Raw genomic sequence first — 16,576 nt, forward strand, 5'->3', positions numbered from 1 at the left:
GTGGTTGTAAAAGAATTCGGTGGAGCGGTAGTTCAGTTGGTTAGAATACCTGCCTGTCACGCAGGGGGTCGCGGGTTCGAGTCCCGTCCGTTCCGCCACCCTAATTAGGGGCGTAGTTCAATTGGTAGAGCACCGGTCTCCAAAACCGGGTGTTGGGAGTTCGAGTCTCTCCGCCCCTGCCAGAAATAATCCTTAGCATCTGCTAAGGATTTTTTTTTGCCTAAAATTACCTGATTACCTGATTACCTGATTACCTGATTACCTGGTCAGGTAATCGTAAGTTCCCTTCTTTTTCTTTTCATCATTTTCATTGTTCATCCAGCACATCCGTTTTTAACAGATCGCAAATCAGCGAGTATTTATCGCTGTTTTGCAGCCAAATGGCGTATAGCGGCCGTGAAAGCGTTGCGCTGTCGGCAACGGTATGTAATCCGCCCTTTTCATTTGCCCAGTTTACAGGAAGCCAGCTACAGCCATTTAATGCGCTAAGCTGCTGTCGGGCGAGTTCGGCTGAGCTGGTTGTTAATACCGGCACTTCATCTGCTGCGATCAGCCCGGTTTCATGCTGTTGGAAGTCTGGTCCCCACTCCAGCCGCAGATAATTGAGTTCTGATTTCTTACGGGCAGGGCTGCTGCAATATAACGCCAAAGTGAAGTGCCCTAACAGCTGACTGCTGAACTCATCCATTTTGGGCGCTTCGGTAGTAATGAGGAGATCAAGCTGGCGTTCATGAAGTTGCTTCACAAGCGATTGCCGTTGAGCGATTCTGGCTTCGAATTGCAGGCCGCTTTGCGGCTCCTGTAGTTGGTACAGTCGACCCAGCCAGGCGTTAAGCATACACTCCCATAAAGACGCGCTGGCGCCGATGGAAAACTCGTTATGACGTGAGGTATGCGCCACCTCTTTACGTGCCGCCTGCCACGTATTCATCAGCGTTTCCGCATACGGTAAAAGTTTTTCGCCAGCCGTGGTTAAACGGATATTGTTTCTGTGCCGAGTAAAAAGGTTTACGCCCAGTTGATTCTCCAGTTGCCTGATACGAAAGCTCACCGCGGATTGCGTCAGGTAAAGTGCTTCTGCGGCCCGCCCGAAATGGCGTGTCCGGCTAACTTCCAGGAAAGTTTTTAACAATTCCGTATCCACTGTGCTCTCCACAAAATTATTTGTCGTTATGATTTAAATGTTTTGTTTTACACTCTGTCAAGCGTAACTAATACTCCGCGCCATAAATAGCTCAGACAAAGAATTAGGAGCGTGCAGGATGGCGGAAAGCTTTACGACGACTAATCGATATTTTGACAATAAACATTATCCACGTGGATTCTCTCGTCACGGTGATTTCACGATTAAAGAGGCACAACTGCTTGAGCGTCATGGTCATGCCTTTAATGATCTGGATCTTGGCAAGCGTGAGCCTGTGACTGAAGAAGAGAAGCTGTTTGTAGCGGTATGCCGCGGTGAACGTGAGCCGGTAACGGATGCAGAACGCGTGTGGTCCAAGTATATGACGCGTATCAAGCGTCCAAAACGCTTCCACACCTTGTCTGGCGGCAAGCCGCAAGTTGAAGGCGCAGAAGACTACACCGAAGCTGATGATTAATAAAAAGGGCGTAATGCCCTTTTTTTACGCCAGCAGCTTTTGCAAATGAATTAACAACCTGTCTATCGCCCGATAGCTTACCGCCTCCTGCAAATGCTGGCGCGAGATCTGGTCAGCCAGTTCTATGTCGGCAATGGTTCTGGCCACTTTTAGTAAACGCTGCCAGGCGCGAATGGATAACCCAAGATGCACCAGCGTGTCTTCAAGCCAGCGAGCGTCATCGTGATGCAAAACACAATATTTTTGGATTTCGCGACCCTCCAGACGCGCGTTTAACTTCTTCTGGCGTCGGTACTGCCGTTCATGGGCGGCGATGACCCGCTTTTTTACCGTAGCGCTGCTCTCACCCTTTGAGGCGTGTTGGCTAAGAATCCCGGGCGGAGGAAGCGGTATCTCAAGCGAAAGGTCAAAACGATCAAGAAACGGGCCTGACAACCGATTAAGGTAACGTAGTGTCTGTTCTGGCGTGCAGCGATTATGGTTTCCCTGATAATGTCCGGTCGGGCTGGGATTCATTGCGGCGATTAACTGGAACCTGGCAGGGTACGTTATTTTCGCTCTGGTACGGGATAAATGAATTTGACCGGATTCTATAGGTTCACGTAGCGCATCCAGTGTGCGTCGTTCAAATTCAGGCAATTCATCAAGGAACAAAATTCCGTTGTGCGCCAGCGATATCTCTCCCGGTGCGGGTATTGCGCCGCCGCCGACCATAGCAGTAAGTGAGGCGCTATGATGAGGTGAGCGAAAGGGACGTTGCTGCCATCGTTTTTGTACCGTATCGGCATTAACCAGACTGAGGATCGCGGCGCTTTCCAACGCCTCTTCATTGCTTAATGGTGGAAGAATCCCGCTTAGTCGACTGGCCAGCATGGTTTTACCCGTACCCGGCGGGCCGATCAATAGCAGATTATGTCCCCCTGCCGCTGTAATCTCCAGGCCGCGTTTACCCTGCTCCTGACCGATCACATCGCGAAGATCGGCAGTTGCGGTAGGCGATGCCATATCCTGAGCTAAAGGTCTTTCCAGGGCGTGTTTCCCTTCCAGAAAGGCGCAGACGGTTTGTAGATGATCGGCGATAAAACATCCTTCTTTGCTGATAAGCCCAACCTCCGCCGCGTTCTCTGTTGCGACGATAATATTTCTGCCGGCCCTGATGGCTTCCGTTGCACTTGATATTGCGCCAGGAACGCCGCGTAATGCGCCTGTAAGCGCTAACTCACCCACCAGCTCATATGCCTCAAGATTCGACGCTGTAAGCTGCTCAGACGCGGCCAGAAGCGCAACAGCAATAGGCAGGTCATACCTTCCGCCCTCTTTCGGTAGATCGGCTGGAGCAAGGTTAATGGTTATTTTTTTAGCCGGAAATTCATATCCGCTATTAATAATCGCACTACGTACCCGATCACGCGCCTCTTTTACCGTGGTTTCCGGTAGGCCAACCATGGTTAGTCCCGGTAAACCATTACTGATATGCACCTCTATAGTGATAGGCGGCGCATTGACGCCAAGTGCGGCGCGGGTATGAACAATCGCCAGTGACATAATCCCTCCTGTTACGTGGATTATGCGGAATAGAAGAGAAAATCGAATTACTGACTTTTTGTTTTTTAGCGGCTGATTCCTGAATTTTGGCGTCATTTTCAGGTAAGAAACATCAAACTGGAAGAGCGCTCGCAGAAGCGAAAAGAAGGAAAACAGGGTGTAAAGCGCGCCAAAAGGGGGAGGAAAACGTGAAAATTTTTCAGTTGCTAATTTTTCTTATAAAAAACAAAGCACTTTTAGGCATTCACCTGCATTATCTGAAACGTGGTTAAAAAAATATCTTGTGCTATTGGCAAAACCTATGGTAACTCTTTAGGTATTCCTTCGAACAAGATGCAAGAATAGACAAAAATGACAGCCCTTCTACGAGTGATTAGCCTGGTCGTGATTAGCGTGGTGGTGATTATTATCCCACCGTGCGGGGCTGCACTTGGACGAGGAAAGGCTTAGAAATCAAGCCTTAACGAACTAAGACCCCCGCACCGAAAGGTCCGGGGGTTTTTTTTGGCCTGAAAAACTTAAGCGAGGAGCAGAACGTGAATAACAGCATAAAATTCTGTTTCTCAAGATTTACGACGGGGATGTAACTATGAACGGGGCACAGTGGGTGGTACATGCTTTGCGAGCGCAGGGGGTGAAAACCGTATTTGGTTATCCTGGCGGAGCAATTATGCCGGTTTACGACGCGTTGTATGACGGTGGTGTGGAGCATTTGTTGTGCCGACACGAACAGGGTGCGGCAATGGCGGCAATCGGTTATGCCCGTTCTACCGGCAAAACCGGTGTTTGTATCGCCACTTCCGGCCCTGGCGCCACTAACCTGATCACTGGCCTGGCGGATGCGTTGTTAGATTCGGTCCCCGTCGTCGCGATCACGGGTCAGGTTTCCGCCCCGTTCATCGGCACTGATGCGTTCCAGGAGGTGGATGTGTTAGGCCTGTCGCTGGCCTGTACCAAACACAGCTTCCTGGTGCAGTCGCTGGCAGAGCTGCCTCGTATCATGGCGGAGGCTTTTGAAGTCGCCAACGCTGGCCGTCCTGGCCCGGTTCTGGTGGATATCCCGAAAGATATCCAGTTGGCCAGCGGTGAGCTGGAACCCTGGTTTACTACCGTTGCTAACGAAGCGACCTTCCCGCAGGCTGATGTTGAACAGGCGCGCCAGATGCTGGAACAGGCGAAAAAACCCATGCTGTACGTCGGCGGTGGTGTTGGTATGGCGCAGGCGGTTCCGGCGCTGCGTAAATTTATCGCGGTAACGCAAATGCCAGTTACCTGCACGCTGAAAGGGCTGGGGGCTGTTGAAGCTGATTATCCGTACTATCTGGGCATGCTGGGAATGCACGGTACTAAAGCGGCTAATTTCGCGGTGCAAGGGTGTGATTTACTGATCGCAGTGGGTGCACGTTTTGATGACCGGGTGACCGGTAAGCTGAATACGTTTGCGCCGAACGCCAGCGTAATCCATATGGATATCGACCCGGCGGAAATGAACAAACTGCGTCAGGCACACGTCGCGTTGCAGGGCGATTTAAATTCGCTGTTGCCGGCATTACAGCAACCGCTGAAGATCGACGCATGGCGTCAGTCCTGTGCAGAGCTGCGCGCAGAACACGCCTGGCGCTATGACCATCCTGGCGAGACTATCTATGCGCCGTTGTTGTTGAAGCAATTGTCGGAACGCAAACCCGCAGACAGCGTGGTGACGACGGATGTGGGGCAGCATCAGATGTGGTCAGCCCAGCATATGACTTACACCCGCCCGGAGAACTTCATCACTTCCAGCGGTCTGGGGACGATGGGATTCGGCTTACCGGCGGCCGTTGGCGCGCAGGTAGCGCGACCGAATGATACCGTTATCTGTATCTCCGGTGACGGCTCCTTCATGATGAATGTTCAGGAGTTGGGCACCGTAAAACGCAAGCAGTTACCGTTGAAGATAGTCTTACTCGACAACCAGCGGTTAGGGATGGTTCGACAATGGCAGCAACTGTTTTTCCAGGAGCGATATAGCGAAACCACCCTGACCGATAACCCCGATTTCCTCATGCTGGCCAGCGCCTTCGGCATTCCAGGCCAGCACATTACTCGTAAAGACCAGGTTGAAGCGGCACTCGACACTATGTTGGCAAGCGAAGGGCCGTACCTGCTTCACGTCTCAATCGACGAACTTGAAAATGTCTGGCCGTTGGTGCCGCCTGGCGCCAGTAACTCTGAAATGCTGGAGAAATTATCATGATGCAACATCAGGTCAATGTATCGGCACGCTTTAATCCAGAAACCTTAGAACGTGTTTTACGCGTGGTGCGCCATCGTGGTTTTCAGGTGTGCTCCATGAATATGGAAGCCGCGACCGATGCGCAGAATATAAATATTGAATTGACCGTTGCCAGTCCCCGGTCGGTCGACTTACTGTTTAGTCAGTTAAGTAAACTGGTAGATGTTGCGCATGTCGCGATCTGCCAGAGCGCTGCCACATCACAACAAATCCGCGCCTGAGCGCAAAAGGAAGAAAAATGACGACGAAAAAAGCTGATTATATTTGGTTCAATGGCGAGATGGTGCGCTGGGAAGACGCGAAGGTTCACGTAATGTCTCACGCGCTGCACTACGGTACGTCGGTATTTGAAGGGATTCGGTGCTACGACTCTCACAAAGGCCCGGTAGTGTTTCGTCATCGTGAACATATGCAGCGCCTGCGCGACTCAGCAAAAATTTATCGTTTTCCGGTTTCCCAGAGTATTGATGAGCTGATGGAAGCCTGCCGCGAAGTGATCCGCAAAAACAACCTGACCAGCGCCTATATCCGTCCGTTGGTATTTGTCGGCGATGTCGGTATGGGCGTTAACCCGCCCCCGGGATACACCACTGACGTCATCATCGCCGCGTTCCCGTGGGGGGCATACCTGGGCGCCGAAGCGCTGGATCAGGGGATCGATGCGATGGTTTCTTCCTGGAATCGCGCTGCGCCGAACACCATTCCAACCGCTGCGAAAGCGGGCGGTAACTACCTCTCCTCACTGCTGGTGGGTAGCGAAGCGCGCCGCCACGGCTATCAGGAAGGCATCGCCCTGGATGTAAACGGCTATATCTCCGAAGGCGCAGGCGAAAACCTGTTTGAGGTAAAAGATGGCGTGCTGTTTACTCCGCCGTTTACCTCTTCCGCGCTGCCAGGCATTACTCGCGACGCGATCATCAAACTGGCGAAAGAGCTGGGTATTGAAGTGCGCGAGCAGGTGCTGTCCCGTGAATCGCTGTATCTGGCCGACGAAGTGTTTATGTCCGGAACCGCGGCAGAAATTACTCCGGTACGCAGCGTTGATGGTATCCAGGTAGGTGAAGGCCGTTGCGGCCCTGTTACCAAGCGTATTCAACAAGCCTTCTTTGGTCTCTTCACTGGAGAAACCGAGGATAAATGGGGCTGGTTGGATCCGGTAAATTCATAATAAATAAAATTAATATTTTCCCAAAATAATTTGCGTCACAGGAAGGCGGCAACGCAGCGAATCCCCAGGGCTTACTGTCGTAAGTGACTGGGGTGAGTGAGGCAGCCAACGCACCTGTGGCGTGAAGTATGAAGGGAAAAGATGGGGAGTAAATAAAGCATGCCTAAGTACCGTTCCGCCACCACCACCCATGGTCGTAATATGGCGGGTGCCCGCGCGCTGTGGCGCGCCACCGGAATGACCGACAGTGATTTTGGCAAACCGATTATCGCCGTGGTGAACTCATTCACTCAGTTTGTGCCGGGTCACGTTCATCTGCGCGATCTCGGTAAGCTGGTCGCCGAACAGATTGAAGCTTCCGGCGGTGTGGCGAAAGAGTTCAACACTATTGCCGTGGATGACGGGATCGCCATGGGGCACGGGGGTATGCTCTATTCACTGCCGTCGCGCGAGCTGATCGCCGACTCCGTGGAGTACATGGTGAACGCTCACTGCGCTGACGCGATGGTGTGTATCTCTAACTGCGACAAAATCACCCCAGGGATGCTCATGGCCTCGCTGCGCCTGAATATTCCGGTGATCTTTGTCTCTGGCGGACCGATGGAAGCCGGGAAAACCAAGCTTTCAGACAAAATTATCAAGCTGGATCTGGTTGATGCCATGATTCAGGGCGCGGACCCGAAAGTCTCTGACGATCAAAGTAACCAGGTTGAACGCTCCGCCTGTCCAACCTGCGGCTCCTGCTCCGGCATGTTTACCGCTAACTCCATGAATTGCCTGACCGAAGCGCTGGGCCTGTCGCAGCCGGGCAACGGTTCGCTGCTGGCAACTCACGCTGACCGTAAGCAGTTGTTCCTCAATGCCGGTAAGCGGATTGTTGAACTGACTAAACGCTATTACGAGCAAAACGACGAAAGTGCACTGCCGCGTAACATCGCCAGCAAAGCCGCGTTTGAAAACGCCATGACGCTGGATATCGCGATGGGCGGTTCGACCAACACCGTTCTTCACCTGCTGGCGGCGGCGCAGGAAGCGGAAATCGACTTCACCATGAGTGATATCGACAAGCTGTCCCGCAAGGTGCCGCAGCTGTGTAAAGTGGCGCCAAGTACCCAGAAATACCATATGGAAGACGTTCACCGTGCCGGCGGTGTGCTGGGTATTTTAGGCGAGCTGGATCGCGCCGGGCTGCTGAACCGCAACGTGAAAAACGTATTAGGCCTGACGTTGCCGCAAACGCTGGAACAGTACGACATCACGGTTACGCAGGACGAAGCGGTTAAAAAAATGTTCCGTGCTGGCCCTGCCGGTATCCGTACTACCCAGGCGTTCTCGCAGGATTGTCGCTGGGATTCGCTGGATGACGACCGCGCAGCGGGTTGCATCCGCTCGCTGGAATATGCCTATAGCAAAGACGGCGGTCTGGCGGTGCTGTATGGCAACTTCGCCGAAAACGGCTGCATTGTGAAAACCGCAGGCGTGGATGACAGCATCCTTAAATTTACCGGCCCGGCTAAAGTGTATGAAAGCCAGGACGACGCGGTAGAGGCGATTCTCGGCGGCAAAGTAGTGGAAGGCGATGTAGTCGTGATCCGCTACGAAGGGCCGAAAGGCGGGCCGGGAATGCAGGAAATGCTCTATCCGACCAGTTTCCTGAAGTCGATGGGGCTGGGCAAAGCCTGCGCGCTCATCACCGATGGGCGTTTCTCCGGCGGTACTTCGGGTCTTTCCATCGGCCACGTCTCGCCGGAAGCGGCCAGCGGCGGCACTATTGCGCTGATTGAAGATGGCGACACTATTGCGATTGATATCCCGAACCGCAGCATTCAGTTGCAGTTGAGTGAGGCTGAAATCGCCGCACGCCGCGAGGCGCAGGAAGCTCGTGGCGACAAAGCCTGGACGCCGAAAAATCGTCAGCGTCAGGTTTCATTTGCCCTGCGTGCCTACGCCAGCCTGGCGACCAGCGCCGATAAAGGCGCGGTGCGCGATAAATCGAAACTGGGAGGTTGATGATGGCGGAATCTCAACCTCTGTCAGTCGCGCCGGAAGGGGCGGAGTATCTGCGCGCGGTGCTACGCGCGCCAGTATACGAAGCGGCGCAGGTGACGCCGCTGCAAAAAATGGAAAAGCTCTCGTCACGTCTGGACAACGTTGTTCTCGTCAAACGCGAAGACCGGCAGCCGGTACATAGCTTTAAGCTGCGCGGTGCTTACGCGATGATGGCCGGATTGACCGAAGAACAAAAAGCCCACGGCGTGATTACCGCGTCGGCGGGGAACCATGCACAGGGCGTGGCGTTTTCCTCCGCGCGGCTTGGCGTGAAGTCGCTGATTGTCATGCCAAAAGCAACGGCGGATATTAAAGTCGATGCGGTACGCGGTTTTGGCGGCGAAGTGCTGTTGCACGGCGCTAATTTTGATGAAGCGAAAGCGAAAGCTATTGAGCTGGCGCAGCAGCAGGGTTTTACCTGGGTGCCGCCGTTTGATCACCCAATGGTGATCGCCGGGCAGGGCACGCTGGCGCTGGAACTGCTTCAGCAGGATTCGCATCTCGATCGTGTCTTTGTGCCGGTTGGCGGCGGCGGCCTGGCGGCGGGCGTAGCGGTACTGATCAAACAATTGATGCCGCAAATCAAAGTGATTGCCGTCGAAGCGGAGGATTCCGCCTGCCTGAAAGCGGCGTTGGAAGCCGGTCATCCAGTGGATCTCCCGCGCGTTGGGTTATTTGCTGAAGGCGTGGCGGTAAAACGCATCGGCGACGAAACCTTCCGCCTGTGCCAGGAATATCTCGACGACATTATTACAGTCGATAGCGACGCTATCTGCGCGGCGATGAAAGATCTGTTTGAAGATGTGCGTGCGGTGGCGGAGCCGTCCGGCGCGCTGGCGCTGGCGGGGATGAAAAAATATATCGCCCAGCACAATATTCGCGGCGAACGCCTGGCGCACGTCCTTTCCGGCGCCAACGTCAACTTCCACGGCTTGCGCTATGTGTCTGAACGCTGCGAGCTGGGGGAACAGCGCGAAGCGTTACTGGCGGTGACCATTCCGGAAGAAAAGGGGAGCTTCCTCAAATTCTGCCAGTTGCTTGGCGGGCGTATGGTCACCGAATTTAACTACCGTTTTGCCGACGCGAAAAATGCCTGTATTTTTGTCGGCGTACGCGTCAGTCAGGGGCTAGAGGAGCGAAAAGAGATTATCACCCAACTGTGCGACGGCGGTTATAGCGTAGTGGATCTCTCCGACGATGAAATGGCGAAGCTGCATGTGCGCTATATGGTCGGCGGACGCCCCTCCAAGCCATTACAGGAGCGTTTGTATAGTTTCGAATTTCCGGAGTCGCCCGGCGCGTTGCTCAAATTCCTGCATACGCTTGGCACGCACTGGAATATTTCGCTATTCCATTACCGCAGCCACGGTACCGATTATGGCCGCGTGCTGGCGGCGTTCGAGTTAGGCGATCATGAGCCGGATTTCGAAACCCGGCTGCATGAGCTGGGCTATGAATGCCATGATGAGAGCAATAACCCGGCGTTCCGGTTCTTTCTGGCGGGTTAATTCAGCGTTTAGTTTTTCAGGCCCACAAAGTAAAGTGGGCCTGATATCCAGATATGATCTTCCCTCAGTTATTGGGCTTTTCTGCCAGCCCGGAGCATCCACTCATTTAATTTTGCGAGACGTTTTCCAGAAGGCGCCCAATCTGCTTGTGGTGAAACTCGGCTCACCATATCGTTAGCACCGCTATCACTTGCATCTGCTAAAAACAATGTATAAAATTTTATACACATGAGTGTTATGTTACTCACCCGAGCTTTCTCCAATGAAAAAGAAATTCGATGGGTGGGATCTTCTCTGGAGGATCTCCTGGCTTTTCCCATAACGGTACGCAAAGCAGTCGGTTATCAGCTTCACAAAATTCAGTATGGAATTGAACCCGATGACTGGAAACCGTTTTCAGAAATTGGGGCTGGGGTAAATGAAATTCGGATTCGTGACAACAATGGTATCTATCGCGTTATGTATGTCGCTAAGTTTGAAGAAGCACTCTACGTTTTGCATAGTTTCCAAAAACAGACGCAACAAACCAGTCAGCACGATAAAAACATCGCCAGAACGCGTTATAACCGGGTGGTGCAACAACGGAGAAACAGCTTGTGATTGCCAAAACTGATAGTGATATTCGCCATGTGACGCCATCTGGCGGTAATGTTTTTGCTGATTTGGGGTTTGATAAGCAGGACGCAGAAAAGTTTTACGCTGATTCCCTGAGTGAAATCGAAAACACGTTAGCCATTAAAGAACAGCTCATGGAAGAAATTACCCTCTGGATTACGCGAAACCAGATGAAGCAAGCCGAGGTTGCTACAGTTTTGCATATATCCCGACCGCGCGTTTCGGATGTCGTCAACAAGAAATGCAGCAAATTCACCATTGATGCTCTGGTGAATATGCTTAGCCGTATTGGGAAGCCTGTTCGGGTAATGGTAGGGCCGTAAAACTAATTCGGTAAAATCTTCCAGAACGCATCAATTAGCGGCTCATGCAGCCGCTTTTTTTGCGCGCAGACGCCAAGCTCAAACGGCGTTTTTTCATCACTACGTTCTAAAATCATCACCCGGTTGCGCACCGGTTCCGGGCTATTTTCCAGCACCACTTCCGGCAGCAGTGCCACGCCGCAGCCCAGCGCCACCATTGAGACCATCGCTTCGTGACCGCCGACGGTGGCGTAAATCTGCGGATTGCTGATTTTATGGCGGCGGAACCATAGCTCAATGCGGCGGCGTACCGGCCCCTGATCGGCCATGATAAACGGCACCGTCGACCAGTCGGGCTTATCAACCGAAACCTGATTACGCACCGGGCAGGGCAGCGCCGGGGCGATCAGCACCACCGCCAGATTTTCCAGCATCGAAAACGCCACCGCGCCGGGCAGCGTTTCTGGTTTGCCGGCGATTGCCAGGTCCGCTTCTCCCGTTACCACCTTTTCCATCGCATCGGCAGCATCTCCGGTCGTCAATTTGATTTCAACAGAAGGGTGTTCGGCGCGAAAACGGTCGAGGATCGGCGGCAGATGACTGTATGCCGCGGTCACTGAACAGAAGATATGGAGTTCGCCGGAAAGGGACGGCCCCTGCTGATCGAGGGTATGGCGCAACTGCTGATATTGCAAAAGCGTCTGTTGGGCAAACACTCGCAGCTCTTCGCCGGCTTCGGTCAGTGTGACCGTGCGGTTATCACGCACAAACAGCGCCTGACCGAGGTCCTCTTCCAGCCGCTGAATTTGCCGGGAAAGCGTGGAGGGGCTGACGTGCATCGCTCGCGCGCTGCGGCCAAAGTGGCGGCTTTCCGCCAGATGCAGGAAGGTTTTTAGATCGCGTAAATCCACAGACAGACCTCCGGTTTTTGACGTTGCATAAACCGCAACATAACGTTGTGAATATATCAATTTCCGCAATAAATTTCCTGTTGTAATGTGGGTTAATTCGCACAGATAGCAATCTGTAAACCGAACAATAAGCGCGACAACACAACATCACGGAGTACACCATCATGGCTAACTACTTTAATACACTGAATCTGCGCCAGCAGCTGGCGCAGCTGGGTAAATGCCGCTTTATGGGCCGCGACGAATTCGCCGACGGCGCGAGCTACCTGCAGGGTAAAAAAGTGGTCATCGTCGGCTGTGGCGCTCAGGGGCTGAACCAGGGCCTGAACATGCGTGACTCCGGTCTGGATATTTCCTACGCCCTGCGTAAAGAAGCCATTGCTGAGAAGCGTGCCTCCTGGCGTAAAGCGACCGAAAACGGCTTCAAAGTGGGTACTTACGAAGAGCTGATTCCGCAGGCTGACCTGGTGGTTAACCTGACGCCAGACAAACAGCACTCCGACGTGGTGCGCTCCGTACAGCCGCTGATGAAAGACGGCGCGGCGCTGGGCTACTCCCACGGCTTCAATATCGTGGAAGTGGGCGAGCAGATCCGTAAAGACATCACCGTGGTGATGGTAGCGCCGAAGTGTCCGGGCACCGAAGTGCGCGAAGAGTACAAACGTGGTTTCGGCGTGCCGACGCTGATCGCCGTTCACCCGGAAAACGACCCGAAAGGCGAAGGCATGGCGATTGCGAAAGCCTGGGCTGCGGCCACCGGCGGTCACCGTGCGGGCGTACTGGAATCTTCTTTCGTTGCGGAAGTGAAATCTGACCTGATGGGCGAGCAGACTATTCTGTGCGGTATGCTGCAGGCCGGTTCTCTGCTGTGTTTCGACAAGCTGGTGGCAGAAGGCACCGACCCGGCATACGCCGAAAAACTGATTCAGTTCGGCTGGGAAACCATCACCGAAGCGCTGAAGCAGGGCGGCATCACCCTGATGATGGACCGTCTGTCTAACCCGGCGAAACTGCGTGCTTACGCGCTGTCCGAACAATTGAAAGAGATCATGGCGCCGCTGTTCCAGAAACACATGGATGACATCATCTCCGGCGAATTCTCTTCCGGCATGATGGCTGACTGGGCTAACGACGATAAGAAACTGCTGACCTGGCGTGAAGAGACCGGTAAAACCGCGTTCGAAACCGCGCCGCAGTTTGAAGGTAAAATCGGCGAGCAGGAGTACTTCGATAAAGGCGTGCTGATGATTGCGATGGTGAAAGCGGGCGTTGAGCTGGCGTTCGAAACCATGGTCGATTCCGGCATCATCGAAGAGTCCGCTTACTACGAATCACTGCACGAACTGCCGCTGATCGCCAACACCATCGCCCGTAAGCGTCTGTACGAAATGAACGTGGTTATCTCCGATACCGCAGAATACGGTAACTACCTGTTCTCTTACGCTTGCGTACCGCTGCTGAAACCGTTTATGGCGGAATTGCAACCGGGCGATCTGGGTAGTGCTATCCCGGAAGGCGCGGTAGACAACGCACAGCTTCGCGACGTGAACGACGCGATTCGTAGTCATGCGATTGAGCAGGTAGGTAAGAAACTGCGCGGCTATATGACGGATATGAAGCGTATTGCGGTAGCGGGTTGATATACCTTGTCTGGGGGCGCTAGCGCTTACCCGACCTACAAAATCAAGCAGACGATGTAGGCCGGGTAAGGCGTAGCCGCCACCCGGCTTTTTATTTACGATACAATACTTTAATGATGTGGTAACCGAACTGAGTATGCAGCGGGCCGGTTGGCTCCAGTACCGGGCAGGAAAAGACTACTTTATCGAATGCCGGAACCATCTGGCCCTGACGAAATTCGCCTAAATGACCGCCTTTTTTACCGGATGGGCAGATAGAATGCTTCTTCGCCAGCTTCTCAAAATCGCCGCCGTTTTTAATTTGCTCCAGAAGATCTAAAGCCAGTTTCTCTTCTTTTACAAGAATATGCAGTGCTGCTGCCATTTTTGCCATTATTGTGTTCTCACGTCGCAAAGATTGGCCGTCACTTTATCACTCCTTAGGCCGTCAGACATATACTCTTCGCCATTACAGGACAGATGTCCCGCCTGATTTAATGAACCGGGAGATAAGCGGCATTTTTAGCAGGCGTATTTCGGATGTGCGGGACGGCGGTCCTGTCCTTTCTGACAAGGGGCGAGATACCATGAACATAATGAAAAACGCAGAATTTCCAGACGACTGGCTTTTAGGGCTACGCCAGGTCGTACGCGACCCAGTGCTCTATGAATTACTCAAATACTGCCCGTTGGAAATCATGCAGTGCAGGGCGTTTATGCGATGTCGCTTGAGTATGTTCTGCTGACGGCGATCGCGCTAATGGGGTCTTACAGTTGGATCAAGAGCGCACAGCGTAATGGCTATACGCCGCTTGCCGCCAGATCCTGCTGATTGACCTTTTCCTGGCTGCCTGAAAAGGCAGCCTGGTCTTCTCTGGGCCTCGCTTTCTGCTACAATCCCTCCCCCGTTCGAAGATTGAGCACTATTCCCATGCGTTTAAATCCCGGCCAACAACACGCTGTCGAATTCGTCACCGGACCCTGCCTGGTGCTGGCAGGAGCGGGTTCTGGTAAAACTCGCGTAATTACCAATAAAATCGCCCACCTGATCCGCGGATGCGGCTATCAGGCCCGGCATATTGCGGCGGTGACGTTTACCAACAAGGCAGCGCGTGAGATGAAAGAACGCGTCGGGCAGACGCTCGGCCGTAAGGAAGCGCGCGGTTTGATGATCTCCACCTTTCATACGCTAGGGCTGGATATTATTAAGCGCGAGTACGCTGCGCTGGGGATGAAATCGAACTTTTCATTGTTTGACGATACCGACCAGGTCGCCTTGCTCAAAGAGCTGACCGAAGGCCTGATCGAAGACGACAAGGTTCTGTTGCAACAGCTGATCTCCACGATCTCCAACTGGAAAAACGATCTCAAAACGCCTGCGCAGGCAGCGGCGGGGGCGAAAGGCGAACGCGATCGTATTTTTGCCCACTGCTACGGGCTTTACGACGCCCATATGAAGGCATGTAACGTTCTCGATTTTGATGATTTGATTTTGCTGCCGACGCTGCTGCTGCAACGCAATGACGAGGTGCGCGAGCGCTGGCAGAATAAAATTCGTTATCTGCTGGTGGATGAATATCAGGATACTAACACCAGCCAGTATGAGTTGGTTAAGCTGCTGGTCGGGCAACGCGCGCGCTTTACGGTCGTAGGCGATGACGATCAGTCTATCTACTCCTGGCGCGGGGCGCGTCCGCAAAACCTGGTGTTACTGAGCCAGGATTTTCCGGCGCTGCAGGTGATTAAACTGGAGCAAAACTATCGTTCTTCGGGCCGCATCCTGAAAGCGGCGAATATTCTCATCGCCAACAATCCGCACGTCTTTGAAAAGCGCCTCTTTTCCGAGCTCGGTTACGGCGCGGAACTCAAAGTGTTAAGCGCAAACAATGAAGAGCATGAAGCTGAGCGCGTTACCGGCGAACTGATTGCCCATCACTTTGTGAACAAGACCCAGTACAAGGATTACGCCATTCTGTATCGCGGGAATCATCAGTCGCGGGTATTTGAAAAATTCCTCATGCAGAACCGTATTCCGTACAAAATTTCCGGCGGCACCTCATTTTTCTCCCGTCCGGAGATTAAAGACTTGCTGGCCTATCTGCGGGTGTTGACCAACCCGGATGATGACAGCGCTTTCCTGCGCATCGTGAATACGCCAAAACGCGAAATCGGTCCGGCTACTCTGCAAAAGCTGGGTGAATGGGCAATGACGCGTAATAAAAGCCTGTTTACCGCCAGCTTTGATATGGGGCTTAGCCAAAAGCTGACCGGACGTGGTTACGATTCATTGACGCGTTTTACCCACTGGTTGGGGGAAATCCAGCGTCTGGCCGAACGCGAGCCTGTCGCCGCCGTGCGCGATCTCATCCACGGTATTGACTATGAGTCCTGGTTGTACGAAACCTCGCCGAGCCCCAAAGCGGCGGAAATGCGTATGAAAAACGTTAACCAGCTCTTTAGCTGGATGACTGAGATGCTGGAAGGCAACGAACTCGATGAGCCGATGACGCTGACCCAGGTGGTTACACGCTTTACGCTGCGCGATATGATGGAGCGCGGCGAGAGCGAAGAAGAGCTGGATCAGGTACAGTTGATGACGCTTCATGCGTCGAAAGGACTGGAATTCCCGTATGTCTATATGGTGGGAATGGAAGAAGGATTTTTGCCGCATCAAAGCAGCATTGACGAAGATAATATTGAGGAAGAGCGTCGGCTGGCCTATGTCGGGATCACTCGCGCGCAGAAAGAGCTCACCTTTACATTATGTAAAGAGCGCCGTCAGTATGGGGAACTGGTGCGCCCGGAACCCAGTCGCTTCCTGTTAGAACTGCCGCAGGATGATTTAATCTGGGAGCAGGAGCGCAAAGTGGTAAGCGCTGAGGAGCGAATGCAAAAAGGGCAAAGTCACCTGGCTAATCTGAAAGCCATGATGGCGGCAAAGCGAGCGAAATCGTAGGCCGGATAAGCGAAGCGTCATCCGGCA

The 16,576-nt window shown here is 53.2% G+C and carries 16 protein-coding genes, 2 tRNA genes and 2 pseudogenes; 16 read left to right on the top strand and 4 right to left on the bottom strand.

The genetic code is table 11. The features are described from left to right. Positions 1–21 precede the first annotated feature (21 nt). Together ACLJR2_RS18160 and ACLJR2_RS18165 are read left to right on the top strand one after the other, a co-directional pair. Positions 22–98, top strand: a tRNA-Asp gene (locus ACLJR2_RS18160). Positions 99–106: 8 nt separating this feature from the next. Next, a tRNA-Trp gene (locus ACLJR2_RS18165) sits at positions 107–182 on the top strand. Between the two features lie 125 nt (positions 183–307). On the opposite strand, the gene hdfR is transcribed toward ACLJR2_RS18165, so the two are convergent. Next, positions 308–1,156: an HTH-type transcriptional regulator HdfR gene (gene hdfR, locus ACLJR2_RS18170; protein WP_001541181.1), complete on the bottom strand. Its 849-nt coding sequence runs from the start codon at positions 1,154–1,156 to the stop codon at positions 308–310. Between the two features lie 106 nt (positions 1,157–1,262). On the opposite strand from hdfR, the gene maoP reads away from it, so the two are divergent. Then, complete coding sequence (gene maoP, locus ACLJR2_RS18175; protein ID WP_000840996.1) at positions 1,263–1,601, top strand: macrodomain Ori organization protein MaoP; 339 nt, start codon at positions 1,263–1,265, stop codon at positions 1,599–1,601. A 24-nt stretch (positions 1,602–1,625) separates the two neighbouring features. Here maoP and ACLJR2_RS18180 read toward each other — a convergent pair whose 3' ends face one another. Then, entirely contained in the window at positions 1,626–3,146 is a 1,521-nt protein-coding gene (locus tag ACLJR2_RS18180) for a YifB family Mg chelatase-like AAA ATPase (protein ID WP_000050215.1), read from the bottom strand. Between the two features lie 351 nt (positions 3,147–3,497). Between ACLJR2_RS18180 and ilvL the strand changes: the two genes are divergently transcribed. The 9 genes from ilvL (at position 3,498) to ACLJR2_RS18225 (ending at position 11,084) form a co-directional block, all read left to right on the top strand. Continuing rightward, positions 3,498–3,596, top strand: a complete 99-nt coding sequence (gene ilvL, locus ACLJR2_RS18185) for an ilv operon leader peptide (RefSeq protein WP_001311244.1) — start codon at positions 3,498–3,500, stop codon at positions 3,594–3,596. Positions 3,597–3,682: 86 nt separating this feature from the next. Beyond that, positions 3,683–3,733, top strand: a complete 51-nt coding sequence (gene ilvX / locus ACLJR2_RS18190; RefSeq protein WP_192930503.1) for a peptide IlvX — start codon at positions 3,683–3,685, stop codon at positions 3,731–3,733. Positions 3,734–3,735: 2 nt separating this feature from the next. After that, positions 3,736–5,382 (top strand): acetolactate synthase 2 catalytic subunit, encoded by a 1,647-nt coding sequence (gene ilvG, locus ACLJR2_RS18195; protein ID WP_001012555.1) that lies wholly within the window; start codon positions 3,736–3,738, stop codon positions 5,380–5,382. Beyond that, the gene (gene ilvM, locus ACLJR2_RS18200) at positions 5,379–5,642 is read left to right on the top strand and encodes an acetolactate synthase 2 small subunit (RefSeq protein WP_000983260.1); all 264 of its coding nucleotides are present in this window, start codon (positions 5,379–5,381) and stop codon (positions 5,640–5,642) included. Before ilvG ends, ilvM begins: the two co-directional genes overlap by 4 nt. A 17-nt stretch (positions 5,643–5,659) precedes the next feature. Next, the gene (gene ilvE, locus ACLJR2_RS18205; protein WP_000208532.1) at positions 5,660–6,589 is read left to right on the top strand and encodes a branched-chain-amino-acid transaminase; all 930 of its coding nucleotides are present in this window, start codon (positions 5,660–5,662) and stop codon (positions 6,587–6,589) included. 159 nt (positions 6,590–6,748) lie between these two features. Beyond that, the gene (gene ilvD / locus ACLJR2_RS18210; protein ID WP_001127434.1) at positions 6,749–8,599 is read left to right on the top strand and encodes a dihydroxy-acid dehydratase; all 1,851 of its coding nucleotides are present in this window, start codon (positions 6,749–6,751) and stop codon (positions 8,597–8,599) included. Positions 8,600–8,601: 2 nt separating this feature from the next. Beyond that, positions 8,602–10,146, top strand: coding sequence for a threonine ammonia-lyase, biosynthetic (gene ilvA / locus ACLJR2_RS18215; RefSeq protein WP_001535023.1), 1,545 nt, complete (start codon positions 8,602–8,604; stop codon positions 10,144–10,146). 282 nt (positions 10,147–10,428) lie between these two features. Beyond that, complete coding sequence (locus ACLJR2_RS18220) at positions 10,429–10,746, top strand: type II toxin-antitoxin system RelE/ParE family toxin (protein WP_000535852.1); 318 nt, start codon at positions 10,429–10,431, stop codon at positions 10,744–10,746. Then, complete coding sequence (locus ACLJR2_RS18225) at positions 10,743–11,084, top strand: helix-turn-helix domain-containing protein (protein WP_000560822.1); 342 nt, start codon at positions 10,743–10,745, stop codon at positions 11,082–11,084. The genes ACLJR2_RS18220 and ACLJR2_RS18225 overlap by 4 nt, the downstream gene beginning before the upstream one ends. Positions 11,085–11,086: 2 nt before the next feature. Here the strand turns inward: ACLJR2_RS18225 and ilvY are convergent, their stop codons facing one another. Then, a complete protein-coding gene (ilvY, locus tag ACLJR2_RS18230) occupies positions 11,087–11,974 on the bottom strand; it encodes an HTH-type transcriptional activator IlvY (protein ID WP_001535026.1) in 888 nt (295 codons plus the stop codon). Between the two features lie 164 nt (positions 11,975–12,138). Between ilvY and ilvC the strand changes: the two genes are divergently transcribed. Next, positions 12,139–13,614: a ketol-acid reductoisomerase gene (gene ilvC / locus ACLJR2_RS18235; RefSeq protein ID WP_000024943.1), complete on the top strand. Its 1,476-nt coding sequence runs from the start codon at positions 12,139–12,141 to the stop codon at positions 13,612–13,614. A 91-nt stretch (positions 13,615–13,705) separates the two neighbouring features. On the opposite strand, the gene ppiC is transcribed toward ilvC, so the two are convergent. After that, complete coding sequence (gene ppiC, locus ACLJR2_RS18240; protein ID WP_001096806.1) at positions 13,706–13,987, bottom strand: peptidylprolyl isomerase PpiC; 282 nt, start codon at positions 13,985–13,987, stop codon at positions 13,706–13,708. A 193-nt stretch (positions 13,988–14,180) separates the two neighbouring features. Between ppiC and ACLJR2_RS18245 the strand changes: the two are divergent. From ACLJR2_RS18245 to rep, 3 genes and pseudogenes are all read left to right on the top strand, one after another. Next, positions 14,181–14,336: pseudogene (locus tag ACLJR2_RS18245) on the top strand (Crp/Fnr family transcriptional regulator); the annotation flags it as partial. Beyond that, positions 14,288–14,425 (top strand): annotated as a pseudogene (locus tag ACLJR2_RS18250) (nicotinamide riboside transporter PnuC); the annotation flags it as partial. The pseudogenes ACLJR2_RS18245 and ACLJR2_RS18250, both read left to right, overlap by 49 nt. Positions 14,426–14,524: 99 nt before the next feature. Then, positions 14,525–16,549, top strand: a complete 2,025-nt coding sequence (gene rep / locus ACLJR2_RS18255; RefSeq protein WP_001238842.1) for a DNA helicase Rep — start codon at positions 14,525–14,527, stop codon at positions 16,547–16,549. Positions 16,550–16,576: the final 27 nt, after the last annotated feature.

Origin of the sequence: Salmonella sp. SAL03688, from assembly GCF_046551895.1 — a bacterium.
Classification (GTDB): domain Bacteria; phylum Pseudomonadota; class Gammaproteobacteria; order Enterobacterales; family Enterobacteriaceae; genus Salmonella; species Salmonella enterica.